This window comes from Mesorhizobium shangrilense, from assembly GCF_028826155.1.
GTDB lineage: Bacteria > Pseudomonadota > Alphaproteobacteria > Rhizobiales > Rhizobiaceae > Arvimicrobium > Arvimicrobium flavum.
Window position 1 is genome coordinate 2,893,914 of sequence record NZ_JAQGPN010000001.1, and the last position, 24,392, is coordinate 2,918,305.

The 24,392-nt window shown below is 63.9% G+C and carries 26 protein-coding genes, 1 tRNA gene and 1 pseudogene; 20 read left to right on the forward strand and 8 right to left on the reverse strand.

Annotated elements, in window-relative coordinates; genetic code table 11:
* The first annotated feature begins 13 nt into the window (after positions 1-13).
* Complete coding sequence (locus PD284_RS13960; RefSeq protein WP_274628794.1) at positions 14-697, forward strand: response regulator transcription factor; 684 nt, start codon at positions 14-16, stop codon at positions 695-697.
* A 349-nt stretch (positions 698-1,046) separates the two neighbouring features.
* On the opposite strand, the gene lipB is transcribed toward PD284_RS13960, so the two are convergent.
* Positions 1,047-1,793: a lipoyl(octanoyl) transferase LipB gene (lipB, locus tag PD284_RS13965; RefSeq protein WP_274628795.1), complete on the reverse strand. Its 747-nt coding sequence runs from the start codon at positions 1,791-1,793 to the stop codon at positions 1,047-1,049.
* A 598-nt stretch (positions 1,794-2,391) separates the two neighbouring features.
* On the opposite strand from lipB, the gene PD284_RS13970 reads away from it, so the two are divergent.
* A tRNA-Leu gene (locus tag PD284_RS13970) sits at positions 2,392-2,476 on the forward strand.
* Between the two features lie 501 nt (positions 2,477-2,977).
* Here the strand turns inward: PD284_RS13970 and PD284_RS13975 are convergent.
* Positions 2,978-3,130 (reverse strand): annotated as a pseudogene (locus tag PD284_RS13975) (carboxylesterase); the annotation flags it as partial.
* Positions 3,131-3,350: 220 nt separating this feature from the next.
* Positions 3,351-3,671, reverse strand: coding sequence for a DUF1330 domain-containing protein (locus PD284_RS13980; RefSeq protein ID WP_274628796.1), 321 nt, complete (start codon positions 3,669-3,671; stop codon positions 3,351-3,353).
* 318 nt (positions 3,672-3,989) lie between these two features.
* On the opposite strand from PD284_RS13980, the gene mgtE reads away from it, so the two are divergent.
* Positions 3,990-5,405 (forward strand): magnesium transporter, encoded by a 1,416-nt coding sequence (gene mgtE, locus PD284_RS13985; RefSeq protein WP_274628797.1) that lies wholly within the window; start codon positions 3,990-3,992, stop codon positions 5,403-5,405.
* Positions 5,406-5,500: 95 nt separating this feature from the next.
* On the forward strand, positions 5,501-5,887 hold the full coding sequence (locus tag PD284_RS13990) for a MerR family transcriptional regulator (RefSeq protein ID WP_274628798.1): 387 nt from the start codon (positions 5,501-5,503) through the stop codon (positions 5,885-5,887).
* Between the two features lie 54 nt (positions 5,888-5,941).
* Here PD284_RS13990 and PD284_RS13995 read toward each other — a convergent pair whose 3' ends face one another.
* From PD284_RS13995 to PD284_RS14005, 3 genes are all read right to left on the reverse strand, one after another.
* Positions 5,942-6,670, reverse strand: a complete 729-nt coding sequence (locus PD284_RS13995; RefSeq protein WP_274628799.1) for a class I SAM-dependent methyltransferase — start codon at positions 6,668-6,670, stop codon at positions 5,942-5,944.
* A gap of 158 nt (positions 6,671-6,828) precedes the next feature.
* A complete protein-coding gene (locus tag PD284_RS14000; protein WP_274628800.1) occupies positions 6,829-7,305 on the reverse strand; it encodes a methyltransferase family protein in 477 nt (158 codons plus the stop codon).
* Positions 7,302-8,273, reverse strand: a complete 972-nt coding sequence (locus PD284_RS14005; RefSeq protein ID WP_274628801.1) for a heparan-alpha-glucosaminide N-acetyltransferase — start codon at positions 8,271-8,273, stop codon at positions 7,302-7,304. Before PD284_RS14005 ends, PD284_RS14000 begins: the two co-directional genes overlap by 4 nt.
* Positions 8,274-8,511: 238 nt before the next feature.
* Here PD284_RS14005 and PD284_RS14010 point away from each other — a divergent pair, with 238 nt between their 5' ends.
* The 16 genes from PD284_RS14010 (at position 8,512) to PD284_RS14085 (ending at position 22,656) form a co-directional block, all read left to right on the forward strand.
* On the forward strand, positions 8,512-9,711 hold the full coding sequence (locus PD284_RS14010; protein WP_274628802.1) for an MFS transporter: 1,200 nt from the start codon (positions 8,512-8,514) through the stop codon (positions 9,709-9,711).
* A 261-nt stretch (positions 9,712-9,972) separates the two neighbouring features.
* Positions 9,973-10,332: a hypothetical protein gene (locus PD284_RS14015; RefSeq protein ID WP_274628803.1), complete on the forward strand. Its 360-nt coding sequence runs from the start codon at positions 9,973-9,975 to the stop codon at positions 10,330-10,332.
* 107 nt (positions 10,333-10,439) lie between these two features.
* The gene (locus PD284_RS14020; protein WP_274628804.1) at positions 10,440-10,802 is read left to right on the forward strand and encodes a PRC-barrel domain-containing protein; all 363 of its coding nucleotides are present in this window, start codon (positions 10,440-10,442) and stop codon (positions 10,800-10,802) included.
* Positions 10,803-10,988: 186 nt separating this feature from the next.
* The gene (gene eno, locus PD284_RS14025) at positions 10,989-12,263 is read left to right on the forward strand and encodes a phosphopyruvate hydratase (protein WP_274628805.1); all 1,275 of its coding nucleotides are present in this window, start codon (positions 10,989-10,991) and stop codon (positions 12,261-12,263) included.
* Positions 12,264-12,537: 274 nt separating this feature from the next.
* Entirely contained in the window at positions 12,538-12,864 is a 327-nt protein-coding gene (locus PD284_RS14030) for an FtsB family cell division protein (RefSeq protein WP_274628806.1), read from the forward strand.
* A gap of 185 nt (positions 12,865-13,049) precedes the next feature.
* Positions 13,050-14,090 (forward strand): pyruvate dehydrogenase (acetyl-transferring) E1 component subunit alpha, encoded by a 1,041-nt coding sequence (pdhA, locus tag PD284_RS14035; protein ID WP_274628807.1) that lies wholly within the window; start codon positions 13,050-13,052, stop codon positions 14,088-14,090.
* Positions 14,091-14,103: 13 nt separating this feature from the next.
* Positions 14,104-15,495, forward strand: coding sequence for a pyruvate dehydrogenase complex E1 component subunit beta (locus PD284_RS14040; RefSeq protein ID WP_274628808.1), 1,392 nt, complete (start codon positions 14,104-14,106; stop codon positions 15,493-15,495).
* A 76-nt stretch (positions 15,496-15,571) separates the two neighbouring features.
* Entirely contained in the window at positions 15,572-16,186 is a 615-nt protein-coding gene (locus PD284_RS14045) for a Uma2 family endonuclease (protein WP_274628809.1), read from the forward strand.
* A gap of 1 nt (position 16,187) precedes the next feature.
* Positions 16,188-17,561, forward strand: coding sequence for a pyruvate dehydrogenase complex dihydrolipoamide acetyltransferase (locus tag PD284_RS14050; protein WP_274628810.1), 1,374 nt, complete (start codon positions 16,188-16,190; stop codon positions 17,559-17,561).
* 25 nt (positions 17,562-17,586) lie between these two features.
* Positions 17,587-18,129, forward strand: a complete 543-nt coding sequence (locus PD284_RS14055) for an HdeD family acid-resistance protein (protein WP_274628811.1) — start codon at positions 17,587-17,589, stop codon at positions 18,127-18,129.
* Between the two features lie 37 nt (positions 18,130-18,166).
* On the forward strand, positions 18,167-18,808 hold the full coding sequence (locus tag PD284_RS14060; RefSeq protein WP_274630636.1) for an SGNH/GDSL hydrolase family protein: 642 nt from the start codon (positions 18,167-18,169) through the stop codon (positions 18,806-18,808).
* Between the two features lie 14 nt (positions 18,809-18,822).
* Positions 18,823-20,286: a dihydrolipoyl dehydrogenase gene (lpdA, locus tag PD284_RS14065; RefSeq protein WP_274628812.1), complete on the forward strand. Its 1,464-nt coding sequence runs from the start codon at positions 18,823-18,825 to the stop codon at positions 20,284-20,286.
* A gap of 80 nt (positions 20,287-20,366) precedes the next feature.
* Complete coding sequence (locus PD284_RS14070) at positions 20,367-20,615, forward strand: GlsB/YeaQ/YmgE family stress response membrane protein (RefSeq protein ID WP_274628813.1); 249 nt, start codon at positions 20,367-20,369, stop codon at positions 20,613-20,615.
* Between the two features lie 166 nt (positions 20,616-20,781).
* The gene (lipA, locus tag PD284_RS14075; RefSeq protein WP_274628814.1) at positions 20,782-21,744 is read left to right on the forward strand and encodes a lipoyl synthase; all 963 of its coding nucleotides are present in this window, start codon (positions 20,782-20,784) and stop codon (positions 21,742-21,744) included.
* A gap of 13 nt (positions 21,745-21,757) precedes the next feature.
* Positions 21,758-22,228, forward strand: a complete 471-nt coding sequence (locus PD284_RS14080; RefSeq protein ID WP_274628815.1) for a type II toxin-antitoxin system RatA family toxin — start codon at positions 21,758-21,760, stop codon at positions 22,226-22,228.
* Positions 22,225-22,656, forward strand: a complete 432-nt coding sequence (locus tag PD284_RS14085; RefSeq protein ID WP_274628816.1) for a GNAT family N-acetyltransferase — start codon at positions 22,225-22,227, stop codon at positions 22,654-22,656. The genes PD284_RS14080 and PD284_RS14085 overlap by 4 nt, the downstream gene beginning before the upstream one ends.
* A gap of 22 nt (positions 22,657-22,678) precedes the next feature.
* Here the strand turns inward: PD284_RS14085 and PD284_RS14090 are convergent, their stop codons facing one another.
* Entirely contained in the window at positions 22,679-23,164 is a 486-nt protein-coding gene (locus PD284_RS14090; RefSeq protein WP_274628817.1) for a CinA family protein, read from the reverse strand.
* Positions 23,161-24,378: a bifunctional 2-C-methyl-D-erythritol 4-phosphate cytidylyltransferase/2-C-methyl-D-erythritol 2,4-cyclodiphosphate synthase gene (locus PD284_RS14095; RefSeq protein ID WP_274628818.1), complete on the reverse strand. Its 1,218-nt coding sequence runs from the start codon at positions 24,376-24,378 to the stop codon at positions 23,161-23,163. Before PD284_RS14095 ends, PD284_RS14090 begins: the two co-directional genes overlap by 4 nt.
* Between the last annotated feature and the right edge of the window lie 14 nt (positions 24,379-24,392).

Genomic DNA, 24,392 nt, shown 5'->3' on the forward strand with positions numbered 1-24,392 from the left:
GAGACCGAATCATATGAACGCGCAAGGCGAGCTTGTCCGCTTCCTGATCATTGATGATCACCCGCTGTTTCGCGAGGCGCTGCACAGCGCGATCCAGCTGGCCTATCCCGAGGTCGAGACGGTCGAAGCCCGCACCATCGCCGAGGCCAACGAGCTACTCAGCGCAGGAAAACCATTCGACCTTGCGCTGCTCGACCTGAACATGCCCGATGTCAGCGGCTTCGAGGGTCTTCTGCAGCTGCGCACCCGCCATCCCCGGTTGCCGATCGTGGTGGTGTCGGGCCACGAAGATCCGCGCATCATCAGCGAGACGCTTTCCTACGGCGCCGCAGGCTTTATCCCGAAATCCTCCCGCAAGAGCGACCTTGCCGCCGCGATCCGAGCCGTGATGGAAGGCCAGGTCCATGTGCCCGAAGGCTATGAGGGGAAGCCGCCGGATGCAGACAGCGCCGACCGCGTCGAGATGGTCAGCCGACTCGCCAAGCTCACGCCGCAGCAGCTGCGCGTGCTCCAGATGTTGCGCCAGGGACTGCTCAACAAGCAGATCGCCTACGAGCTGCAGGTCGGCGAAACAACCGTCAAGGCGCACGTGTCGGAGATACTCCGCAAGCTCAACGTCTACAGCCGGACGCAGGCGGTCATCGAGGTGTCGAAGCTCGACAATGCCGATCTGTTCCGCGATCCGACGGGGCTTTGAGCCTGTCCGCGAGCGACGGGCCGTTCCGTTGCCGGCGCAGGTCTGATCCCGCCTCTTCGAATTTACCTCCATGCGAATCCCGATGCGGGGTTAACCCTGGCCGTCGATCTGCCGTAGCGGCAATCTTTAGTTAACCTTGCGCCGCGGCAGGGCAACGAATGCCGTCCGACGAGAGGAATGCAGCTTGACGCTCGGAACAAAATAAGAACATAATAAAAACAGATGCAAAACACGGAGGGTTTTCACATGCAGAACCTCGTTCAGGATGTCCTCTCCATGCTGTGCATGGGCGCGTTCCTCGTGTCGATGGCGGTGTGGATCGGAGCTCTTTGACGCTCGCCGGATAAGCTCAGGCGACATCGCTCGGCGTCGCCGGGCGATCGGCGATGGCCACGTCGCCGAACACCTCGGCGAACGCGCGCCGCAGCGCGACGTCGAGGTCGGTCAGGGTGACCGGCAGCCCGAGGTCGACGAGACTGGTGACGCCGTGCTCGGTGACCCCGCATGGCACAATCCCATCAAAATGGGTGAGGTCGGGATCGACGTTGATGGCGATGCCGTGGAAGCTTACCCAGCGCCGCAGGCGGATGCCGATGGCCGCGATCTTGTCCTCGGCAGGCCGATCGTCCGGCTGCGTCGCGCGGTCGGGCCGCACCACCCAGACGCCGACGCGGTCTTCGCGCCGTTCGCCGCGAACGTTGAAAGCAGCCAGGGTCGCAATGATCCAGGCCTCGAGCGCGGCGACGAAGGCGCGCACATCCTCGCGGCGGCGCTTCAGGTCGAGCATGACATAGGCCACGCGCTGGCCGGGGCCGTGGTAGGTGTATTCGCCGCCACGGCCGGAAGCGAAGACGGGAAAGCGGTCCGGATCGACGAGGTCGGCGGCGTTGGCGCTGGTCCCCGCCGTATAGAGGGGCGGATGCTCGACCAGCCAGACGAGCTCGTCCTCGACGCCGTCGCGAATCGCGGCGGCGCGCGCCTCCATGAAGGCGACCGCCTCCGTATAGCCGGTGAGACCGGGTTCGATTCTCCATTCGACCGGACGTGAACCGGCAGTCGGAAGGAACGTGGTGCTGATTTCGTCGCGAAGCGTCATAGCGGACCTTTGCGGCACATATAGGCGTCCGATGCATGCGGGGTCCAGAGCTCGGGCCCACCGGAGGTCCAGGGCGCAGAAAGGCAGCGTCCAAGGCAGGCGGGAGGCAGCTTCGGCGCGGCGGCCGGATAGATCCGTCTGTCCGATGCGCGAAGGGGACATCGCTGCCCTCGCGGTCGCCGCGTGCCTGGCGAATCAGGTGGCAAGCCGCGGCCAGCGCAAAGGAGGGGCTCGTTGCGGTGGCCGGTGCAGGCGATTGCTATCGACGGCGCTGTTTTCCCCGGCGCGGGACGAATCGTTGAGACGATCGACCGGGATTTTCAGCCGGCTGCAATCTGTGGTGCGTCGATCGTCCCGGCCTCGCCACCACGGGACACCGAAGGAGCGGGGGAGAAGCGGCAAGTTGTCGCCGCCATGCGGGCCGGACGCCGGAGAAACCCAGCCCAAGCCCAGCAGATCCACGCTTCTGTAGTTCCGTGCCGGGCGCGTCTGTGGAGCATCGAAAAATGGATCGATTATTGCATTGGGTCAGGCTTGTTTCGCCGAAATTGTTTTGCTACATGCCGCGAGCCGGTTCGGACCGGCCCTGTCGTGACGTGCGGTCGTGGCGGAATTGGTAGACGCGCAGCGTTGAGGTCGCTGTGGGGCAACCCGTGGAAGTTCGAGTCTTCTCGACCGCACCATAACTCTCTGAAATCCCTTGTGGGCCAGATAGTTGATCGAAAGAGCTGTGGTCTCTTATCCCTCAAAAGGGCGCTGCAGACGACCACATTGCCGGTGTTCCTCGCGCGAACAAGAGATTGCGACAGGTTATCCCTAGTGCCGTTTCTGCGGATGTCGGGGCTGCTTGAGGCGCGCGGATGGCGGTGAGGCTTCGAGCTCAACGCTCGTCGTCGGCCGGCGTTGGCGAAGCGCAGTCTTTCACCGGTCGCAGTCCCCGAGCTTAAGATTCGCGGCTGATCTTCATCTCCGCATTCCTGTCCTCCGGGTTTGTAGAACCCCAGCTTGGTGTCCCCGAAACGGACGACATGCAAGCTCGCGAACCTTTTGGGGCGCTGTGCGGACAGGTCGCATCCGCTTGGCGGACGGTTTTTTCAGTCGTGCCGCCGGGCTCCAATGGCGACCGGCATCCTGCGGCGCCGTTGGAAGTGGCAATGGCCACTGCCGGGACTGAAATCCTCGTCTCAGCCTGTCGGTTCGGGATCGGGAAATTTCCACGTACCGTTCAGGATTTCGTCACGCGGCCGATAGAGCCGCACCGTATAGTTCCAGCCGGATACGGTCGGCAGGCAGTTCGGAATTTTTCCGTCGCAGCCCCCGAATTGCATCGTGACCGCGGTCGCCTGTGTTTGGGGAACTCGTGGCGACCAATACGGACGGACGAGCCAGGTCGGGTCCACACATATTGTCGATCCCGATGCAGCGAAGAGCTTCGATAGCAGGGAACTCACGGCCGTAGGTAGGCGACTCGGTGGATATGCCGACGCGGAGGTTGGACTTTGCCCGTCGGGAGGCACCGGTCGGAAAAACTCGTCGAAGCGCCTTGCCGGCCGCGCCTCAGCCCAGCACGTCCGTCGCCTTGTGGTCTGCATCCACGCCGTCGACGATCATCGTGTCGCCGTATGAGTTTTTCGTGCGCAAGGGCAGGATGGCCCGGTAGGCGGGGGAGGCATACCAGGCTTCGGCGCTGAAGCGGTCGGGGAACGCGATGACGATGAGGTCGCCTGTCCAGTCGCCTTCCAGCACGGTCTTGGGACCGCCATGGATGATGAAGCGACCGCCGAACGGCGCGAGCGTCGTGTCGATCCTTGCGAGATACTCGACAATGTCGGGACCGACATTCACGTTTCGGAGGTTGGCTACGGCATAGGCGGTCATTGTCTGATCCTTTCTGCTCCCGGGCCAGACGCCCGCATGACCTGATGATGCCAGTTCACCCATCGGGCAGCGATGACCTGCGAGGTAATCAGGCTGAGGTTCCCGGGTCGGCTTTGTGCCGGGCGGGCGCCGTTCGGTGGCTTGCAGTTGAGGGTTCCTGGCCTCGCTGGGCAGGGCAGTGCCGCCTCGGCCGACCCACAGTCGTAGCGCTCGCAACCGGCGCCAATCGATGTCATCGGGGCTCAAGGGGGGCTTTGTTTTTCGGGGCCATGCAGGATAGACGTGGGCCGAACTCGCTCAGGCTTTCGGGAGGCGCCCGTGGAAGGCACCGAACACGGAAATCACGCCGCCGCTGAGCCCGAAGCGGCGAACGCCGGCATCTACGGTGAAGACGGCAGCATCGCCGCTCCCTTCCTCGCGCACATCGGCGCCGCCATCGCCGACCGCGACACGATCGCGTTGAAGCGCGACGTCGAGCAGCTTCACCAATCGGAACTCGGAGACCTGCTCGAAGCGCTGATGCCGGACCAGCGCCGCGCACTCGTCGACCTCCTCGGTGCCGATTTCGACTTCTCGGCCCTGACCGAGGTCGACGACGCCATTCGTCTCGACATCGTCGACAGCATGCCCAACGAGCAGATCGCGCAGGGCGTGCAGGATCTCGATTCGGACGACGCCGTCTACATCCTGGAAGACCTCGATCAGGAGGACCAGGACGAGATTCTTGCCCAACTCCCCTTCACGGAGCGGATCAGGCTTCGCCGCGCGCTGGACTATCCGGAGGAGACGGCAGGTCGGCGCATGCAGACCGAGTTCGTCGCCGTGCCGCCGTTCTGGACCGTGGGCCAGACCATCGACTACATGCGCGAAGACAAGGACCTGCCCGATCGCTTCTCGCAGATCTTCGTAATCGATCCGACCTTCAAGCTGCTCGGCGCCGTCGACCTCGACCAGATCCTGCGCACCAGGCGTACGGTGAAGATTGGCGAGATCATGCACGAGACGCGCCATGCAATTCCCGCGACGATGGACCAGGAGGAGGCGGCGCGCGAATTCGAGCAATACGACCTGCTTTCGGCCGCGGTTGTCGACGAAACCGAAAGGCTGGTCGGCGTGCTGACGATCGATGACGTCGTCGACGTCATCCAGCAGGAGGCGGAGGAGGATCTGCTGCGCATGGGCGGCGTCGGCGACGAGGAACTGTCCGACAAGGTGTTCGCCACGTCGCGCTCGCGCGTGCCCTGGCTGCTGGTCAATCTCGTCACCGCCTTCATCGCGGCGTCGGTGATCGGGCTGTTCGACGAGACGATCGAGAAGATCGTGGCGCTGGCCGTGCTGATGCCGATCGTCGCCGGCATGGGCGGCAATGCCGCGTCGCAGACCATGACGGTCACGGTGCGCGCGCTGGCGACCAAGGACATCGACATCTACAATGCGGGGCGCATCATCCGCCGCGAGATGGGCGTCGGCTTCCTCAACGGCGTCATCTTCGCGATTCTCATCGGCCTCGTCGCGGCGGCCTGGTTCGGCGATCCCAATCTTGGCGGAGTCATCGCCTGCGCCATGATCATTAACATGTTCGTTGCAGCGGTGGCCGGCATCGTCATCCCCCTGGTGCTGGATCGGCTGCGCATAGACCCTGCCGTCGCGTCGGCGGTGTTCGTGACCTCGATCACCGACGTTGTCGGATTCTTCGCGTTTCTGGGCCTGGCGACCTGGTGGTTCAGCGCCTGAATCGTCAAGCGCGGGATGGCTCCGGTTGCAATTGACTTTTACGTAAATGCCGTGCGAGATTCCTTTCCGATTCAGTCGACCAGATCGGGCAGCGCATGCGGGAATATTACTCGATCACCGAGCTCACGCGAGAGTTCGACATCTCGACGCGCACCCTCCGTTTCTATGAGGACGAGGGGCTGATCCAGCCTGTCCGGCGCGGGCGGACGCGGCTCTTCCGGCCGTCGGATCGCCATCTCGTCAAGCAGATCATGCGCGGCAAGCGTCTCGGCTTCTCGATCAGCGAGATCCGCGAGATCATTCAGATGTACAGGGAGCCGCCCGGCGAGGTTGGGCAGCTCAAGCTGATGATCAAGCGCATCGAGGAGAAGCGTGAGGATCTGAGGCAGAAGCGCCGCGACCTGGAGGAGACGCTGGCGGAGCTCGACCAGGCGGAGGATTCCTGCGTAGAAAGGCTTGCCGAGCTGGGCGTCAAGACCTAGGCGCGGAAGCGCTGACGCAAATGAGGTGCGGCCCGCCGGGCCCAATGCGCTGCGTCAGCGCTGTGCAGAAACCAGGAGCATCATCGGGCGCTCGCGCTCCTTGGCGAGCGCAGGCGTCTCCTCGACCTGCTCAGGAGAGGGCGCGAATTCTTCGATCCCGCGAAGCTGGAAGCCCGCGCGAAGCAACGTGCCGACGGTCGTGCCGATGGTCCGGTGATATTTTACCACGCCCTTCGCGAACCAGTCCGTCCGGCGCTCACCCTCCATGGAGTACTGGTTGACGGGCCATGTCTCGCGGCCGTCCTCGTCGCTGATCCAATGCGGATGCGCCGCCGCCATGAAGACCGGATGCTCGATGGTGAATACCAGGTGTCCGCCGGGCATGAGGGCGCGGTGGATCATGCGCACGAGGCGGTCGAAATCCTCGACATAGTGGAAGGCCAGCGCGCTGTAGGCGAGGTCGAAGGCGGCCGCCGGCAGCTGCAGGCTTTCGAGGTCGGCGAGGCCGTACTCGATCGCAAGGTCGTCCGTTTGCGCCTGCGCCCTGCCGATCATGTTGTCGGACAGGTCGACGCCGAGCACCGAGGCGGCACCATGCTCGCGCATCCATCGCGATGCCCAACCGAAGCCGCAGCCAAGGTCTACGACGCGCCGGCCGCCAAGTTCGGGCAGCATCGCGCGAATGGCCGGCCACTCAGGCGCGCCGTCGAGGCCGCGCACCTGGCGGGGCAATTGGCTGTAGCCGGCGAAGAAATCCGGATTGTCGTAGATGTTCTGCGCCATGGATTTTCAGAACCTGCATTGATGGGGCCGGTTCTGCCGAATCGCCGGCGTCGACTACCTCAAAATGCGGGAGGGCAAGCTCGCTCCCGCCCTGCGTCGTCCATTGTTCTACGATATCAGGAAATCAAAGAGATATCGTCGCATCATGCACCGACGGATCAAAGCCAGCGTCGGACTTTCTTGCAATAGTCACGGTACTTCTTGCCGAACTTCGCCTCAAGGTGCCGCTCCTCCGGTTCGATCGCAAGCTTCTGGGTGAGGAATGCCGCGACCAGCGCGAGGATGAGGAACCAGGCGATGCCGGAGATCAGCGCGATCCCGATCATCACCAGCGTGTTCGCGACGTAGATGGGATTGCGGGTCACCGCGAAGGCTGCCGAGGTGACGAGGTGCGCAGCCGCTCGATGCGGCGCAATCGTTGTGTTGCCCAGCTTCAGCGCACGCAAGGCCGACACCATGAATGCCACGCCGGCCGCGACGACGAGCCCGCCGATCGCGAACACGATGTCCGACGCAGGCGGCAACAACCAAGGCAATTTGTAGAGCAGGTGCAACAGGACGCTGGCGGCAATCGCTGCCACATAAATGAGCGGCGGCCAGGGGAAACTGCTCGGGCGTGCCTGAATGTCCGTCACGGCGCGGGAACCTCCAGCTCATCGGTTTCCGATGCACACATCTCGGCGAAGCCGGTAAGGCGCTGGTTCAGCTCAGTGCCGCCTTGCCCCGACAACATGCTGTCCAGCATATCCGCCGTTTCGATCCTGTCGAGCATGCAGGCGCAGTAGCTGGTGCAGAACAGCGCGGTACGCGTTTCGCCGCAACTCGCCTCGCAGGTCCGTGCGAATGCTGTCTGCGGCGGTTCTATCGGCGCCGGCCAGATCTGTGAGAAGATCCAGACGCAGGCGATGAGAACCGGCTGGTGGATCAGGTAGACCGCGAGACTGTGACGGCCGGCGAAGCGAAACGGCCGCGCCCAGCCGCCCGGCCGGAGGGCGGCAAGGCGGCCCCACAGACCGAACCGGCAGGCGAGATTTACCATCGCGATGCCGACGAGGATGGCCGCGAACCAGGGGAAGACCGGCACGTAGTCGTTGGAGCGCGGGTTCACGGGCGCAAGGCCCAGCCACCACAGGAGCGGCTGGTCGAATGTCGGCGACCGGAGAAAGTGCGGAGCGGCGATCACCGCAGCGGCCACAGCCAGCGTCAGTTGCCAGGGCAGGCGCAGGAAAAGGAGGCCCAGCACGCTTCCAAGCGCGATCTGGTGGAGGATTCCGAAGAAGATGAAACCGCTCGGCATGGCGACATAGGTGGCCACCGAGATCGCGGCGGCGGCTCCAGCCACCATCGCCAGACGCTTCCAGAAGCCCGGCCAGCGAATGCCGTTGGCGTGGGCGAGCACCAGGCTGATGCCCACCAGGATCAGGAAGCTCGAGGCGATCCCCCGCGCATAAATTTTCCATGGTCCGCGCGCGGTCATGCCCGGATCGGCGTAGCCGAAGAACTCGAGATCCCAAGCAAAATGATAGGTGGCCATGGCCAGCAGCGCGACGCCGCGCGCCACGTCGAGCGCGTCGATCCGCGGGGGTCTTGCTGCTGAGGTCATCGGCCGGGCTCCGGGTTGAATGCCGCGCAGATGAACCGAGGGCGGGCGGGCGTCAACCTCGCTGCAGGAGTTTGGCGGCACAGGGCTGCGAGACGGCTCCGCGTCATGGCCGACAAGGGATTGGGCCACGAGCCTGGAAGCTTTTGCATGATGCGGATTTGCGTCGTGACACGTCGGTTTCCTTGTACTGGAGAGCGCATCGTCACTGCCATCCTCGCATCAAATCCCCGGGACTCGCATGGCGACGCAGGTACGGCACCCGATCTGGCTTCCGGCCCTGCGCGCCCCCGGCGCGCGGACGTTTGCCGCCCTCTACGCAATCGAATCGTTCGCACGCGCCCTAGTGTCCAGCGTCATCCCGATTCAAGCTTATGAGATGCTGAAGGACGAGCAGCAGGTTTCGCTGCTCTACACCGCGGTTTCCGTTTGCGCCCTCCTGATCACCTTGACGATTCCCCTGTTGATCGGGAAGCTGGCGCGCCGCTGGGTTTATTCGCTCGGCGCTGCCCTGCTCATCGTGGGCGCGGCCGCCTTCCTCACCAATTCGCTGGCGGGGCAGGTGCTTGGCATGGTGGCGCGCGCGGCGGGCTCGGGGGCCCTCGCCATCACGCTCAACCTCTACATCATGGATCACATCCGCAAGTCGGATTTCGTGCAGTCGGAATCGCTGCGCATGGCATGGTCGACGTTCGGGTGGATGGGCGGGCCGGCAGCCGGCGTACTGCTCTATACGAAGTTCGGCCTGGTCGCCGCGCATGGCGTATCCGCGCTCTGCGCGATCGCGCTGCTGGCGCTGTTCTGGTACTTCAGGCTGACGGAAAACTCGGTTATCCGCCCTGGCACGACCAAGGCAGCGAGCCCGCTGCGCAACATCGGCCGCTTCGTCGCGCAGCCGAGATTGCGGCTGGCCTGGTTGATCGCGTTCGGACGCTCCTGTTTCTGGACGACGTTCTTCGTCTACGGGCCCATCCTGATGGTGGTGACCGGCGAGGGCAAGCTGGCTGGCGGCTTGCTGGTTTCGGCAGGCAACGCGCTGCTCTTCACCGCGATCTGGTGGGGACGCGTGGGCGGGCGTTTCGGCGCGCGACGCATCATGACGATCGCGTTCCTGGCCATGTCGGTGACGCTGTTCGCCGCAGGCATCGCGGGGCAGGAGCTCCCGCTGGTGGCGGCGGGCTTCCTGCTCGCCTGTGCGTTCTTCGCCATAGCCTTGGATTCGCTGGGCTCCATGGCCTTCTTCCGCGCCGTGAAGCCGAGGGAACGCGCCGAGATGACGGCGATCTATCGAACCTATCTCGACCTGTCGGACCTGCTGCCGCCGCTGGTCTACTCGATGGTGCTGGCCTTCTTCGGCCTCGGGGCAGCCTTCATCACGCTCGGAGTATTCATGGCGATCTGTGGCGCGATCACCTGGCGCCATCTGCCCAAAACCCTTTGATGGGCGGCAGTCGAGGGCGGGTGCCTGCGTCGTGGCGCCTCGCCAATGTTCGCTTGCGGAACTTTTCCGTCATTTCGGCGTTCGATGCGAAAACTTCTTTGCATGTCAGTCGAATCAGCTTGCCGCTTTGCCCGCGGCACGACGGAGAGGACCGTTGGCCGGTGGGCACTCGTTCGGCGCCGGTGTGGTGGCGCGGTAACAAAGCGTTAATCGTGCGGGCGGAGGATTCGCGTTTGGGAGGATAACCTTGAGGAGCACGACATGTTCTGCTCAGGCCTCTCCCGCGCAGCCGAGACGTCCCTCGCCGTTGGTATCGCGGCACTTCTTCTCGCGCTGATCCCAAACGTTTCGTTCGCGCACGATGCAATCCCCACCGCGGCACAGCCGCAGGGCTGGTCCTACCCCTTCGCCTGCTGCTCGAACTTCGATTGCCGGATGGTTTCCTCCAAGTCGATCAGCGAAAGACCGGAAGGATATATGATCAAGGATACGGGCGAGGTGGTGAGCTATGCTGACGCGCGTATAAAGCAGTCACCGGATGGAGAATTCCACTGGTGCTCGGTGGCCGGCGAAGACCGCTCGCGAACGATCTGCCTCTTCGTTCCGCCCCGGGGCTACTGAGCGGCGCATCCAATAATGGCGGCAGTATTCACGGCGACGAAACCGGAACTTTTCCCGAGGGCTCGTCATTGTGCTCACATCGAAATGAAACTCCAAGGAGCGCCACCATGACCACCCATTCCGGGCACACAGCCGCCATTCCAGCAACGAAGGTGATCGGGACGGCGGTCTACAACACGGCCGGCCAGAACATCGGTACGATCGAGGACGTCATGCTCGACAAGCTGTCCAACGGCATCATGTTTGCCGTCATAGGCTTCGGCGGCTTTCTGGGAATTGGCGAAAAGTTCCACGCCATTCCCTGGTCCGCGCTGGACTATCAGGCCAACACGGGCGGCTACGTCGTTCCCTTCTCCAAGGAACAGCTGCAGGCGGCTCCGGCCTACTCGGTTGCCGAATTGACCGGCAATGACGGCCAGGAAGCTCGCGACGCTTCCTACGCGTATTTCAAGATCGAACCCTATTGGTAATGACCACATACCGGTTCTGACCCCATAGCGAGGTGCGGCGGACGCGGCCGGGCGATTACCCGGCCGCTTCTTTGTGCGCATCCGTCGGCGTGATTCACCGCGAATTCCTTCGGTGTGCATTGAGTTTTGGCGTGCTTCAGTTAAGAGGAGCGCGTTTTTCACACGGTTTTTTCCGGAGGGCTCAATATGACCGCCATTGTCGACATCGTCGGCCGCGAAATTCTGGACAGCCGTGGAAACCCGACGGTTGAAGTCGACGTGGTGCTGGAAGACGGCTCGATGGGCCGCGCGGCGGTGCCGTCCGGCGCCTCGACGGGCGCCCACGAGGCAGTCGAGCTGCGCGACGGCGGCAAGCGCTACCTCGGCAAGGGTGTCCAGAAGGCCGTAGATGCAGTCAACGGCGAGATTTTTGAGGCGATCGGCGGCATGGAGGCCGAGGGCCAGCTCCATATCGACCAGACCATGATCGATCTCGACGGCACGCCGAACAAGAGCCGGCTCGGCGCCAACGCCATCCTGGGCGTGTCGCTCGCGGTCGCCAAGGCAGCTGCCGAGGCCTCCGGCCTGCCGCTCTACCGCTATGTCGGCGGCCCGAACGCCCGCGTGCTGCCGGTGCCGATGATGAACATCATCAATGGCGGCGCCCACGCCGACAATCCCATCGACTTCCAGGAATTCATGATCATGCCGGTGGGTGCCCCGTCGCTGCGCGACGCCGTGCGTTGGGGATCGGAGATCTTTCACACGCTGAAGAAGGGCCTGAAGGACGCCGGCCACAACACGAATGTGGGTGACGAGGGCGGCTTCGCGCCCAACCTGAAGAGCGCGCAGGCCGCGCTCGACTTCGTCATGGCTTCGATCGAGAAGGCCGGCTTCAAGCCGGGCGAGGAAATCGCTCTTGCGCTCGATTGCGCCGCGACCGAGTTCTTCAAGGACGGAGCCTACGTCTACGAAGGCGAGAAGAAGACGCGTGACCCGAAGGCGCAGGCCAAGTATCTCGCCAAGCTGGCGGCTGACTATCCGATCATCTCGATCGAGGACGGCATGGCCGAGGACGATTGGGACGGCTGGAAGTACCTGACCGATCTCTGCGGCGACAAGGTGCAGCTCGTCGGCGACGACCTCTTCGTCACCAATTCGGCACGCCTGCGCGACGGCATCAAGATGGGCGTCGCCAATTCGATTCTCGTCAAGGTGAACCAGATCGGCTCGCTGTCGGAGACGCTCGACGCGGTCGAGACCGCTCACAAGGCGCGCTACACGGCGGTGATGTCCCATCGCTCGGGCGAGACCGAGGACTCCACCATCGCCGACCTCGCGGTCGCCACGAACTGCGGACAGATTAAGACCGGCTCGCTGGCCCGCTCCGACCGGCTGGCGAAATACAACCAGCTCATCCGCATCGAGGAAGAGCTGGGCAAGCAGGCGAAGTACGCCGGCGCTTCCATCCTTAGGGCGTGATCGCGTCAGTCCGTGGGATTGCCCGCGGACGCTCTGCGCTCACCAACTTCACGTCATCAAGCGGCCCGCTCCCTCATGGGGGCGGGCTCTTTTCTTTCGTGCGTAGCGCGCCCACCGCTGCACCGGTTGGAGCAAGTGGCGACTGGGTCCAAAAGGCACAGCCCGCGCCAAGCGCATAAAAGAAAGCGGCGGGCCCACCCCAGGGCCGCCTGTCCGTAACTGTCCATTAAGCATGTCCGGGCGACAAGGGAGGTTCCCGCATGGATATTCGGCGATGTGGACACGTCATCACAAGAACAGAAATACCGGCCGTCTGATCCTGCCGACAGTGTGCGCCGCGTTTCTCGCCTATTTCGGCTATCACACCTATAATGGCGAATACGGCATCAATTCGAAGCACCAGCTCGAGCAACGCCGCACAGAGTTGACCGCTCGGCTCGAGAAGTTGCACGACGAACGGATCCATATCGAGCGTCGCGCGAACCTGCTGAGGGACGGCAACCTAGAGAAGGACATGCTCGACGAGTACGCGCGGCGGGCGCTCAGCATGTCGAAGCCCGACGAGGTCGTCATCATGCTCGACGAGGCTTTTGTCAATTAACCGAAAGTTGGTTAAGCACCAAGAAGTTTAATCATTCTAACGAGTTAAAAGCATGACAGCCATGCGTTTTTCGGCATGGCCGACGACCGCTTTGCGTGTTAGCCTTTCCTAAATTCAAAGGGGAGGCAGCCTTGCTGGAACTCCCTTTTGCTCTCCGGGACGAGACGCACGATAGGGAGTGTAGAATGGCGACTGCCGCTCGAAAAGCGCCGGCGAAAGCCAAGTCTGACAGATCACCAGCGGCGCCGACAGCGCCAAAACCAGTCGAATTCACCAAGGAAGAAGAGCTTCGCGCCTATCGCGACATGCTCCTTATCCGGCGCTTTGAGGAGAAGGCCGGCCAGCTCTATGGCATGGGCTTCATCGGCGGCTTCTGTCACCTCTACATCGGTCAGGAAGCGGTTGTCACCGGCCTGAAGATGTCGCTGATCGAGGGTGATCAGATGATTACCGCATATCGCGACCATGGCCACATGCTGGCGATGGACATGACTCCGCGCGGCGTGATGGCCGAACTGACGGGGCGCAAGGGCGGCTATTCCAAGGGGAAGGGCGGCTCCATGCACATGTTCTCCAAGGAGAAGAACTTTTATGGCGGCCACGGCATCGTCGGCGCGCAGGTTTCGCTCGGCACCGGCCTCGCCTTCGCCAACAGGTATCGGGAAAGCAAGAACATCTGCCTGACCTTCTTCGGCGACGGTGCGGCCAACCAGGGGCAGGTCTACGAGAGCTTCAACATGGCCTCGCTGTGGAAGCTGCCGGTGATCTACGTGATCGAGAACAACCGCTACGCCATGGGCACGTCGGTGACCCGCTCATCCGCCGAGACCGATTTCTCGCAGCGCGGCCTCTCCTTCCGCATCCCCGGCATCCAGGTGGATGGCATGGACGTGCGCGCTGTCAAGGCCGCGGGCGAACTGGCGGCGGACTGGGCGCGTTCCGGCAAGGGCCCGATCATCCTCGAGATGCTCACCTACCGCTATCGCGGCCACTCGATGTCCGACCCGGCCAAGTACCGCACCAAGGAAGAGGTGCAGAAGATGCGGTCGGAGCAGGATCCGATCGAGCAGGTGAAGGCGCGCGTCATCGGCAAGAAGTGGGCGACCGAAGACGAGCTGAAGGCGATCGACAAGGAAGTGCGCGACGTCGTCGCCGACTCCGCCGACTTCGCCCAGACCGATCCCGAGCCGGATGTGTCCGAGCTCTGGACCGACGTGTATCTCTGAGGGAGGGCGAAACATGCCGATCGACATCCTCATGCCCGCTCTCTCCCCGACCATGGAAGAGGGCAACCTTTCGAAGTGGCTGAAGAAGGAAGGCGACAAGGTCTCCGCGGGTGACGTCATCGCCGAAATCGAGACCGACAAGGCAACCATGGAAGTGGAAGCCGTCGACGAAGGCACACTGGGCAAGCTGCTCGTGGCCGAGGGCGCCGAAGGCGTGAAGGTCAACACGCCGATCGCGGTGCTGCTGCAGGACGGCGAAAGCGCCGACGACATCGGCAAGGCCGCGCCGGCAAGGGCCGAGGCTCCTGCCGCGGCTGCGAAGCCCGTTGCCGAAGAGGCGTCCAAACCGGAGACTGCGGCCCCTGTTCCGGCCGCGCCGAAGGCCGAGGCCGCCGCCGATCCAGACATTCCGGCGGGAACGGAAATGGTGTCGATGACGGTGCGCGAAGCACTGCGCGACGCGATGGCCGAAGAGATGCGGCGTGATCCCGACGTCTTCGTCATGGGCGAAGAGGTCGCCGAATACCAGGGCGCCTACAAGATCACGCAGGGGCTCCTGCAGGAGTTCGGCCCACGCCGCGTCGTGGATACCCCGATCACCGAGCACGGCTTTGCCGGCGTCGGCGTCGGCGCCGCCATGGCGGGCCTGAAGCCGATCGTCGAGTTCATGACCTTCAACTTCGCCATGCAGGCGATCGACCAGATCGTGAACTCCGCGGCCAAGACGCTCTACATGTCGGGCGGCCAGATGGGCGCGCCGATCGTGTTCCGCGGGCCGAACGGTGCGGCTGCGCGCGTGGCGGCCCAGCACAGCCAGGACTACGCGGCCTGGTTCGGGCACATACCGGGCCTCAAGGTTGTCCAGCCCTACAGCGCGGCCGACGCCAAGGGCTTGCTCAAGGCGGCGATCCGCGACCCGAACCCGGTGATCTTCCTCGAGAACGAGATTCTCTATGGACAGAGCTTCGATGTGCCGAAGCTCGACGATTTCGTGCTGCCGATCGGCAAGGCGCGCATCCACAAGCCGGGCAAGGACGTGACGCTGGTGTCCTGGGGCATCGGCATGACCTACCTGGTGAAGGCGGAAGCCGAACTCGCCGGCATGGGCATCGATGCCGAGATCATCGATCTCAGGACCATCCGGCCGATGGACCTCGACACCATCGTCGCATCGGTGAAGAAGACCAATCGTCTCGTGGTGGTGGAGGAAGGCTTCCCGCAGTCCTCGGTCGGCGACTTCATCGCCAACCAGGTGTCGCAGCGGGCGTTCGACTTCCTCGACGCGCCGGTGATCACCATTGCCGGCAAGGACGTGCCGATGCCGTATGCCGCGAACCTCGAGAAACTGGCGCTGCCTAATGTCGGCGAGGTCGTCGCTGCGGTGAAGGCCGTTACGTACCGCTGAGCGTGATGATGTTGACGGCGCCGGACCTTCGCCGGATGCTGGCGCCGTCGAGTTCCTTGCAACCGGGCTGATCGCAATGGCCGAAGCGGGCAAAAGGCGCGCGACGTATGCCGATCTGGAAGCGGTCCCGCCACATCTGGTGGCGGAGATCATCGAGGGGGAGCTTGTCACCCATCCGCGACCTTCGCCGAGGCATGGCGTTGCGGCATATGCGTTGGGCGCGAAACTTGGAGAACCTTATCAGTTCGGTGGCAGCGGCCCGGGAGGGTGGATCTTCGTCGTCGAACCGGAACTCCATCTGGGGAAGCATGTCGTCGTGCCGTACATAGCCGGTTGGCGGCGGGATCGAATGCCTTCGTTGCCGGATTCCGCATACATCGAGATCGCGCCGGATTGGGTCTGCGAAGTGCTTTCGGCGTCCACCGAGCGCCGCGACCGCACGGCAAAGTCGCGCATCTATGCGATGCAGAGCGTCGGCCATCTCTGGTTTCTGGATCCGCGCGTGCAAGCGCTTGAAGTACTTGAGTTGAACAATGGCGGGTGGCTACCGGTCGGTTTCTGGCGCTCCGACGACCTGGTGAGCGCGCCGCCGTTCGATGCCATCTCGTTTTCGCTCGCCGACTTGTGGCCGCTCGATCGCCCGCTGGGTCTGAACGAGGACCCGCAGCACCTTTTCGTGGGAGACAGATAGAATGCCCATCAACATCACCATGCCGGCCCTCTCCCCGACGATGGAGGAAGGCAATCTCGCCAAGTGGCTCGTCAAGGAAGGCGACAAGGTTTCGCCGGGCGACGTCATCGCCGAGATCGAGACCGACAAGGCGACGATGGAAGTCGAGGCCGTGGACGAGGGCACCGTCGCCAAGCTCGTCGTGCCGGCCGGGACCGAGGGCGTCAAGGTGAACGCGCTTATCGCCATCCTGGCCGGAGAAGGCGAGGACGCCGGCGCTGCCGCAAAGGGCGGCAACGGCGCAGGCGCGAAGGCGGAAGCGACCCCCGCAAAGGACACGGCCGCCAAGCCGGAAGCTGCGAGCGCCGAGACGCCCAAGCAGACTGCAGCGGCGTCGCAGGCCGCGCCCGCCGCTGCCGCTGCTCCCGCCGCTTCGACCAACGGGTCCGGCGAGCGCAGCTTTGCCTCGCCTCTGGCGCGGCGCATTGCAAAGGACGCCGGTGTTGACGTTTCCGCCGTGAAAGGCTCGGGACCGCGCGGACGCGTGGTCAAGGCCGACGTTGAGGCAGCCATCGCCGGCGGCGGCGCCAAGGCCGCTGCTGCGCCTGCCGTACAGCCCACCCAGGGGTCTGTTGCGCCCAAGCCGATGTCGGACGATGCGGTCCTAAAGCTGTTCGAGCAGGACTCCTACGAGCTCGTCCCGCACGACAACATGCGCAAGACCATCGCGCGGCGGCTGGTTGAGGCGAAAAGCACCGTTCCCCATTTCTACCTCACGCTCGACTGCGATATCGATGCGCTGCTGGCGCTGCGCAAGCAGCTCAACGACGCTGCCCCCGTGAAGAAGACCGACAAGGGCGACCAGCCGACCTACAAGCTGTCGGTCAACGACATGATCATCAAGGCGATGGCCATGGCGTTGATGGAGGTTCCGGATGCGAACGCTTCGTGGACCGAGAGCGCGATGGTGAAGCACAAGCACGCCGATGTCGGCGTCGCCGTCTCCATTCCCGGCGGGCTGATCACGCCGATCGTGCGCAAGGCCGAGCTGAAGACGCTGTCCGCCATCTCCAACGAGATGAAGGACATGGCCGCGCGCGCCAAGACGCGCAAGCTGAAGCCGGAAGAATACCAGGGCGGCACCACTGCCGTTTCCAATCTCGGCATGTTCGGCATCAAGGATTTTGCGGCCGTCATCAATCCTCCGCATGCGACGATCCTTGCGGTGGGCGCCGGCGAGGAGCGGGCCGTCGTGAGGAACGGCGAGATCAAGGTCGCCACGATCATGTCGGTGACGCTCTCGACCGACCATCGCGCGGTCGATGGCGCGCTCGGCGCGGAACTGCTCGGCGCATTCAAGCGGTACATCGAGAACCCGATGGGGATGCTCGTCTAGGAAAACCAAACAGGAGGGAACTGGCATGTCCACGGGTGAACAGGTGCAAGGTCGGAGAAGGTCCTGGGTCTGGCTTGCGATCCTCGGCGTCATTTCCCTCATCGGTGGCATTCTGGCGCTCGCAAATCCCTTTGCGGCGACGCTTGCCGCGGTCATGCTCGCCGGATGGACGTTCCTGATCTTCGGTATCCTTCAGATCATCCAGGCGTTCGGAGACCGCGGCTGGTCTGGGTTCCTGTGGTCTCTGCTGCTTGGCCTGCTGACGACCGTTGTCGGCATTTCGCTGCTGTTCAATCCGGCCGCAGGGGCGCTCTCGCTCACCATGCTGGTCGCCGTGCTGTTCCTCGTGCTCGGCGTCGTGAAGGTGCTTTACGCCTTTTCGCTGCGCCCGGTGTCGGGCTGGGGCTGGGCGCTGGCCTCCGGCATCATCTCCATCCTGCTCGGCGTGATGATCTTTGCAGACTATCCATGGTCCGCCACGACAATCCTCGGCGTCCTGCTCGCGATCGAGCTCTTGTCGAACGGCATCTTCCTGCTGATGGTGGGGCTCGGCTTGCGCAGGGCATGACGCTCGCCAAGGCACATAGACACAAGACTGGGGGAACATCTTGAAGAACATACTTTGCTACGGGGATTCCCTGACCTGGGGGTACGATGCGGGGAAACTGGCGCGTCATCGCTTCGAGGACCGTTGGTCGAACGTCCTGCAGGCAGAACTCGGCAACGCTGCCCACGTCATCGAGGACGGCCTGAACGGCCGCACGACCGCCTTCGACGACAAGCTGGTCGCGGAGGACCGCAACGGCGCCAGCACGCTGCCCACTAGCCTTGCCACCCATTCGCCGCTCGACCTCGTCATCATCATGCTCGGCGCCAATGACATGAAGCCGTGGGTTCACGGTCGCGCCTTCGTCGCCGCCAACGGCATGGCGCGCCTGGTGAAAATAGTCCGCAATCACACCTACTTCTTCGAGGCGCCGGCGCCAGAGGTCATCATGGTGTCGCCGCCGCCGGTGACCCGCACGGACAATGTCGAGTTCTCCGAATATTTCGAGGGCGCCAACGTGTCGTCGACCCATCTCGCCAAGGCCTACCGTCAGTACGCCGAGCAGCTCGGCTGCGGCTTCTTCGACGCCGGCACGGTGGCGCAGACGACCCCGGTGGACGGCGTGCACCTCGACGCCGAAAACACCCGCGCGATCGGCAAGGGCATTGCCCCGCTCGTCAAGGCGACGCTGGGAATCTGAGAAGGACTGTTATTGTGGCTGAATCCTACGACGTCATCATCATCGGCTCGGGCCCGGGCGGCTATGTCACTGCCGTGCGCTCGGCCCAGCTCGGCTTCAAGACGGCGATCGTGGAGCGGGAGCACCTTGGCGGAATCTGCCTCAACTGGGGCTGCATCCCGACCAAGGCGCTGCTGCGCTCGGCCGAGATCAAGCATTTTGCCGAACACGCCAGGGACTACGGCCTCAAGATCGACGGGACGGTGACCGCCGACACGGCTGCGGTCGTCGACCGCTCGCGAAAGGTGTCGGCGAGGCTCAATGGCGGCGTCGGCTTCCTCATGAAGAAGAACAAGGTCGACGTGATCTGGGGCGAGGCCAAGCTGACCAAGGCGCCGGCGGGCGCGCAGCCCGGCGAGATCGTGGTGTCGAAGACGTCGAAGAAGCCGATGGAGCCGCAACATCCCGCGCCGAAGGGCACCAAGGGCGAGGGCGCATACACGGCCAAGCACATCATCGTGGCGACCGGCGCACGGCCGCGCGCTCTGCCCGGCATCGAGCCGGACGGCAAGCTGATCTGGACCTACTTTGAGGCGATGGTGCCGAAGGAGATGCCGAAGTCGCTCCTCGTGATGGGGTCGGGTGCGATCGGCATCGAGTTCGCCAGCTTCTACCGGACGATGGGCGCGGACGTGACGGTGGTCGAGCTGCTGCCGCAGGTGATGCCGGTGGAGGACGCGGAAGTCTCCAAGTTCGCGCAGAAGCAGTTCGAGAAGCAGGGCATGAAGATCCTGCTCGACGCCAAGGTGACCAAGGTCGAGAAGGCTGCCAACTCGATCACCGCGCATGTCGAGAAGAAGGACGGCACGGTCGAGAAGATCACGGCCGAGCGCATGATCTCGGCTGTCGGCGTCCAGGGCAATGTGGAGAACCTGGGTCTCGAGGCGCTCGGCGTGAAGGTCGAGCGCGGCGTCGTCGCGGTCGACGGCTACGGCCGCACCAACGTGCCGGGCATCTATGCCATCGGCGACGTCGCCGGCCCGCCGATGCTGGCACACAAGGCCGAGCACGAGGGCGTCATCTGCGTCGAGAAGATCGCCAACGTGCCGGGCGTGCACGGGCTGGACAAGTCGAAGATCCCCGGCTGCACCTACTGCAACCCGCAGGTGGCGTCGGTCGGCCTGACAGAGGCGAAGGCCAAGGAGTCCGGCTACGACATCCGCGTCGGCCGCTTCCAGTTCGGCGCCAATGGCAAGGCCATCGCGCTCGGCGAGGATCAGGGTTTCATCAAGACCATCTTCGACAAGAAGACCGGGCAGCTGCTCGGCGCGCACATGATCGGCGCAGAGGTCACCGAACTCATCCAGGGTTTTGTGGTCGCCATGAATCTCGAGACGACCGAGGAAGAGCTGATGCACAGCGTCTTCCCGCATCCGACGCTGTCGGAGATGATGAAGGAGAGCGTCCTCGACGCTTACGGCCGTGCATTGAACGCATGACGAGTTCGTCGGCCTGATGGAACTCCCGTTCGGCGGACGCCTTTCATCGGGCGTTCGCGGATTGCAGAGGAGACAGGCGCATGAATGGTGTGGGATGGATCGCCGCCATCATCATTGGCGGGCTGGCCGGCTGGCTGGCGGAGAAGTTCATGGAGAGCGAAATGGGGCTCTTGATGAACATCGTGCTGGGGATTGTAGGAGCGGTGCTGCTCAATGCGCTCCTGGGCGCGATCGGCATAAATATCGGGATGGGCTGGATCTCGTATCTGGTCGCCGGCTTCATCGGCGGCTCGCTGCTGATCTTCGTCGCCCGGGCGCTGAGACGCTGAACGCGCGCATGGCTGCCATTCCCGAATGGGCGCAGCAGCACGCCGCAGTGGTCTTCCTATTGCGGCGCAAAGGCATTACATCGACCCGGAACGCTGGTGTTCCGGGCCGCAGGACCGGGTCCATCCGGCAGAACTGACACGAGATCGCGAAAGGCAGCCGAATTCGATGGTCACTGTCCTCGACACGATTGCTGCGCCACGGCCGCGCCATCCGGAAAAGGCGCACCGGCCTGACCAGGAGATGCTGCGCAAGCCGGACTGGATCCGCGTGCGCGCGCCCGTGTCGAAGGGCTACAGCGAGACGCGCGAGATCGTGAAGTCGCACGGACTGGTGACGGTCTGCGAGGAAGCAGGCTGCCCCAACATCGGCGAGTGCTGGGACAAGAAGCACGCCACCTTCATGATCATGGGCGAGATCTGCACGCGCGCCTGCGCGTTCTGCAACGTCGCCACCGGCATTCCGACCGCACTCGACCCGAACGAGCCTGAGAGCGTGGCGCAGGCCGTCGCCAAAATGGGGCTTTCCCACGTGGTGATCACGTCGGTTGACCGCGACGACCTCGACGACGGCGGCGCCCAGCATTTCGCCGACGTGATCCAAGCCATCCGCCGCGTCGCTCCGGCGACCACCATCGAGATCCTGACGCCGGACTTCCTGCGCAAGGAAGGCGCGCTGGAGGTGGTGGTGGCGGCCAAGCCGGACGTCTTCAACCACAACCTCGAGACGGTCCCTTCGAAGTACCTCAAGGTGCGGCCGGGGGCCCGCTACTTCCACTCGATCAGGCTGCTGCAGCGGGTGAAGGAGCTCGACCCGACGATCTTCACCAAGTCCGGCATCATGGTCGGTCTCGGCGAGGAGCGGAACGAGATCCTGCAACTCATGGACGACCTGCGCACCGCCAATGTCGACTTCATGACGATCGGCCAGTACCTCGCGCCGTCGAAGAAGCACCATGCGGTGATGCGCTTCGTGACGCCGGACGAGTTCAAGTCATTCGAGACGGTCGCCTATACCAAGGGGTTCCTGATGGTCGCGTCGAGCCCGCTGACGCGGTCGTCGCATCACGCCGGCGAGGATTTCGAAAGGCTGCGCGCCGCCCGTGAGGCGCAGCTCAAGAAGTCCGCCTAGACGTCCTGGAGCCATGCCGCAGTTCGAAACCACGCGGCGCGTGAAGCATGCAGCGGACAAGATGTTCGCGCTGGTCGCCGACGTCGAGAAGTACCCTGAATTCCTGCCGCTCTGCGAGGGGCTGACCGTGCGCTCGCGCCGCGAGCGGGACGGGCGGACGATCCTCATCGCCGACATGACGGTGGGCTACAAGGCGATCCGCGAGACTTTTACCAGCCAGGTGCACCTGAAGCCCGATGAACTGGCGATCGACGTCAAATATCTCGACGGGCCGTTCAAGTATCTGAGCAATGTCTGGCGTTTCGACCCGCAAGGCGATCAGGGGTGCGAAATCCATTTCTTCATCGACTACGAGTTCAAGAGCCGCATCCTCGGTGCGGTGATGGGCGCCATGTTCGACCGCGCCTTCCGCATGTTCACCGACGCATTCGAGAAGCGCGCGGATGCGATCTACGGTCTCAGCAAGGACGGGCATTCAGCATGACGGCAAACACCACGAAGGCCGCCGCCGACTATGTGCTGGCGATCGGTACGCCCGATGTCGACGACTATCGGCGGTTGCGGCACATTTCGGGACTCAGCAAGATGAGCCTCGAGGCTGCCATGCGCGGGCTGCCGAATACGATCCACGCGGTCACAATCGGCTGGAATGGAAGCGTCGTCGGAATGGGGCGCATCATCGGCGACGGCGGTTGCTTCTATCAAGTCACGGACATCGCCGTTGACCCCGACCACCAGGGCCGGGGTCTCGGCAAGATGATCGTGAAGGCGCTTGTCGACTATCTTCGCACGTCTGTGCCGAGCACGGCCTATGTCAGCCTGATCGCGGACGGGGAGGCGAGCGAACTCTATGCCCAGTTCGGTTTCGTGCCGACTGCCCCGGCTTCCATCGGCATGGCGTTGAAGCGGTAGCGGAAGCGAAGCGGAGGCCTTGTCAGGCCAACGCCTTGAGGCCGAGTTCGAGCGCGGTCTTCACCGTCTCCCGGCGCACGAAGTCTCGGCCTTTGTTCTCGAACAGCCCTTTCTCGGCGAAGGCCGGCTGACCAGTCACGGCGACCCCGAACCAGACCAGACCGACCGGCTTTTCCGCCGAGCCGCCATCTGGCCCGGCAATGCCGGTGACCGCGAGCGCAATGCCGGCGCGGGAATTCTTCAGAGCTCCGGCCGCCATCTCGAGCGCGGTCTCTTGCGAAACCGCACCATGCGCGTCCAGAGTCGACTTGCGAACGCCGAGCATCTCCATCTTGGCGTCGTTGGAATAGGTGACGAAGCCGCGGTCGACCATGGAAGACGAGCCGGGAATGTCGGTCAGGCGCGCGATGATGAGGCCGCCGGTGCAGCTCTCGGCCGTTGCCGCCAGTATCTTGCGAGCCTCGCAAGCCTTCAGGAAACGATCGGCAAGAGGATCGATCTCGCTCATGCGGGCAGTTCTCCGGGATAGACGACCGTCGCGGTCGCGATCGCCGCGATGCCTTCCTCGCGGCCGACGAAGCCAAGGCGCTCGTTGGTCGTCGCCTTGACGGAGATGCGCGACGGATCGATGCCGAGCATCTGCGCGACAGCGGCGACCATCGCCTCGCGGTGAGGGCCGATCTTCGGCGCTTCGCAGATCAGCGTCATGTCCGCATTGGCGATGCGCCCGCCATGCTCGCGCACGAGGCGCGCGGCATGCTCCACGAAGATGTGCGAGGCGGCGCCCTTCCACTGCGGGTCGGAGGGCGGGAAATGCGTGCCGATGTCGCCGCCGCCGCATGTCGCCAGCAGCGCGTCGGTCAAGGCGTGCAGCGCAACGTCGGCGTCCGAATGGCCGTTCAGCTTCCTGGTGTGAGGGATCTTTACGCCGGCGAGCCAGACATGATCGCCCGCCTCGAACGAGTGCACGTCGTAGCCGTTGCCGGTGCGCACGTCCGGGAAGAGCATGGTGTCGGAGAGCCGTTGGTCGGCCATTTCGATGTCCTTTGCCCAGGTGAGTTTCTGGTTGTCCGGCGAACCCCGGACAAGCTTGACCGGAATGTTCGCCCATTCGGCGATCGCGGCGTCGTCGGTGAAATCGGTCCTGCCCGCGCGATCGGCCTTCATGTGAGCAGCATGGATCGGCCAGAATGGGAAGCCCTGCGGCGTCTGTGCGGCAAACAGCCCCTCGCGCGCAACGGTCCCGGAGACCAGGTCGCCATCCCCACCACGTTTCAACGTGTCCGAAACGGGGATTGCAGGGAGGGCGGCTTGCCTCTCTTCTACCGCATCGATGATCCGATCGATCAGGTCGGTGTCGACGAATGGCCGCGCGGCGTCGTGAATGAGAACCTTCGATGGCGCAGTCTCGCGCAGCGCCTGCAGTCCGGCCAATACGGACGCCTGGCGGCTGGCGCCGCCGTCAATGGCCTGCACCCTGGAGGCGAGGTCGCCGATTGCCGCTTCGTAGAGCGGGCGGTCGGCGGGATGGATGGCGACCACGATCCGCCCAATGCCGCGATGGCTGAGGATCGCCTCGACGCTGCGGCGAAGAATGGTTTTTCCGCCAACGGATCTGTACTGTTTGGGCAGGTCGCCGCCGCCGGCCCGTTCGCCGCGCCCCGCAGCCACGATCACCACCGCCACGTTGCCTGCGGCGGCATTTTTCATATCCGTCGTCATGCTTCGGCCTTAGT

What these genes read in the sequence shown, in the direction of transcription:
- PD284_RS14045 (WP_274628809.1), top strand. Translation starts at nt 15,572, where the DNA reads ATGGCCGAAGCGGGCAAAAGGCGCGCGACGTATGCCGATCTGGAAGCG.
- eno (WP_274628805.1), top strand. Translation starts at nt 10,989, where the DNA reads ATGACCGCCATTGTCGACATCGTCGGCCGCGAAATTCTGGACAGCCGT.
- PD284_RS14030 (WP_274628806.1), top strand. Translation starts at nt 12,538, where the DNA reads ATGTGGACACGTCATCACAAGAACAGAAATACCGGCCGTCTGATCCTG.
- PD284_RS14070 (WP_274628813.1), top strand. Translation starts at nt 20,367, where the DNA reads ATGAATGGTGTGGGATGGATCGCCGCCATCATCATTGGCGGGCTGGCC.
- PD284_RS13960 (WP_274628794.1), top strand. Translation starts at nt 14, where the DNA reads ATGAACGCGCAAGGCGAGCTTGTCCGCTTCCTGATCATTGATGATCAC.
- PD284_RS14050 (WP_274628810.1), top strand. Translation starts at nt 16,188, where the DNA reads ATGCCCATCAACATCACCATGCCGGCCCTCTCCCCGACGATGGAGGAA.
- pdhA (WP_274628807.1), top strand. Translation starts at nt 13,050, where the DNA reads ATGGCGACTGCCGCTCGAAAAGCGCCGGCGAAAGCCAAGTCTGACAGA.
- PD284_RS14005 (WP_274628801.1), bottom strand. Translation starts at nt 8,273, where the DNA reads ATGACCTCAGCAGCAAGACCCCCGCGGATCGACGCGCTCGACGTGGCG.
- PD284_RS14080 (WP_274628815.1), top strand. Translation starts at nt 21,758, where the DNA reads ATGCCGCAGTTCGAAACCACGCGGCGCGTGAAGCATGCAGCGGACAAG.
- PD284_RS14040 (WP_274628808.1), top strand. Translation starts at nt 14,104, where the DNA reads ATGCCGATCGACATCCTCATGCCCGCTCTCTCCCCGACCATGGAAGAG.
- PD284_RS13980 (WP_274628796.1), bottom strand. Translation starts at nt 3,671, where the DNA reads ATGACCGCCTATGCCGTAGCCAACCTCCGAAACGTGAATGTCGGTCCC.
- lipA (WP_274628814.1), top strand. Translation starts at nt 20,782, where the DNA reads ATGGTCACTGTCCTCGACACGATTGCTGCGCCACGGCCGCGCCATCCG.
- PD284_RS13990 (WP_274628798.1), top strand. Translation starts at nt 5,501, where the DNA reads ATGCGGGAATATTACTCGATCACCGAGCTCACGCGAGAGTTCGACATC.
- lipB (WP_274628795.1), bottom strand. Translation starts at nt 1,793, where the DNA reads ATGACGCTTCGCGACGAAATCAGCACCACGTTCCTTCCGACTGCCGGT.
- PD284_RS14085 (WP_274628816.1), top strand. Translation starts at nt 22,225, where the DNA reads ATGACGGCAAACACCACGAAGGCCGCCGCCGACTATGTGCTGGCGATC.
- PD284_RS14010 (WP_274628802.1), top strand. Translation starts at nt 8,512, where the DNA reads ATGGCGACGCAGGTACGGCACCCGATCTGGCTTCCGGCCCTGCGCGCC.
- PD284_RS14095 (WP_274628818.1), bottom strand. Translation starts at nt 24,378, where the DNA reads ATGACGACGGATATGAAAAATGCCGCCGCAGGCAACGTGGCGGTGGTG.
- PD284_RS14090 (WP_274628817.1), bottom strand. Translation starts at nt 23,164, where the DNA reads ATGAGCGAGATCGATCCTCTTGCCGATCGTTTCCTGAAGGCTTGCGAG.
- PD284_RS14015 (WP_274628803.1), top strand. Translation starts at nt 9,973, where the DNA reads ATGTTCTGCTCAGGCCTCTCCCGCGCAGCCGAGACGTCCCTCGCCGTT.
- PD284_RS14055 (WP_274628811.1), top strand. Translation starts at nt 17,587, where the DNA reads ATGTCCACGGGTGAACAGGTGCAAGGTCGGAGAAGGTCCTGGGTCTGG.
- PD284_RS13995 (WP_274628799.1), bottom strand. Translation starts at nt 6,670, where the DNA reads ATGGCGCAGAACATCTACGACAATCCGGATTTCTTCGCCGGCTACAGC.
- PD284_RS14020 (WP_274628804.1), top strand. Translation starts at nt 10,440, where the DNA reads ATGACCACCCATTCCGGGCACACAGCCGCCATTCCAGCAACGAAGGTG.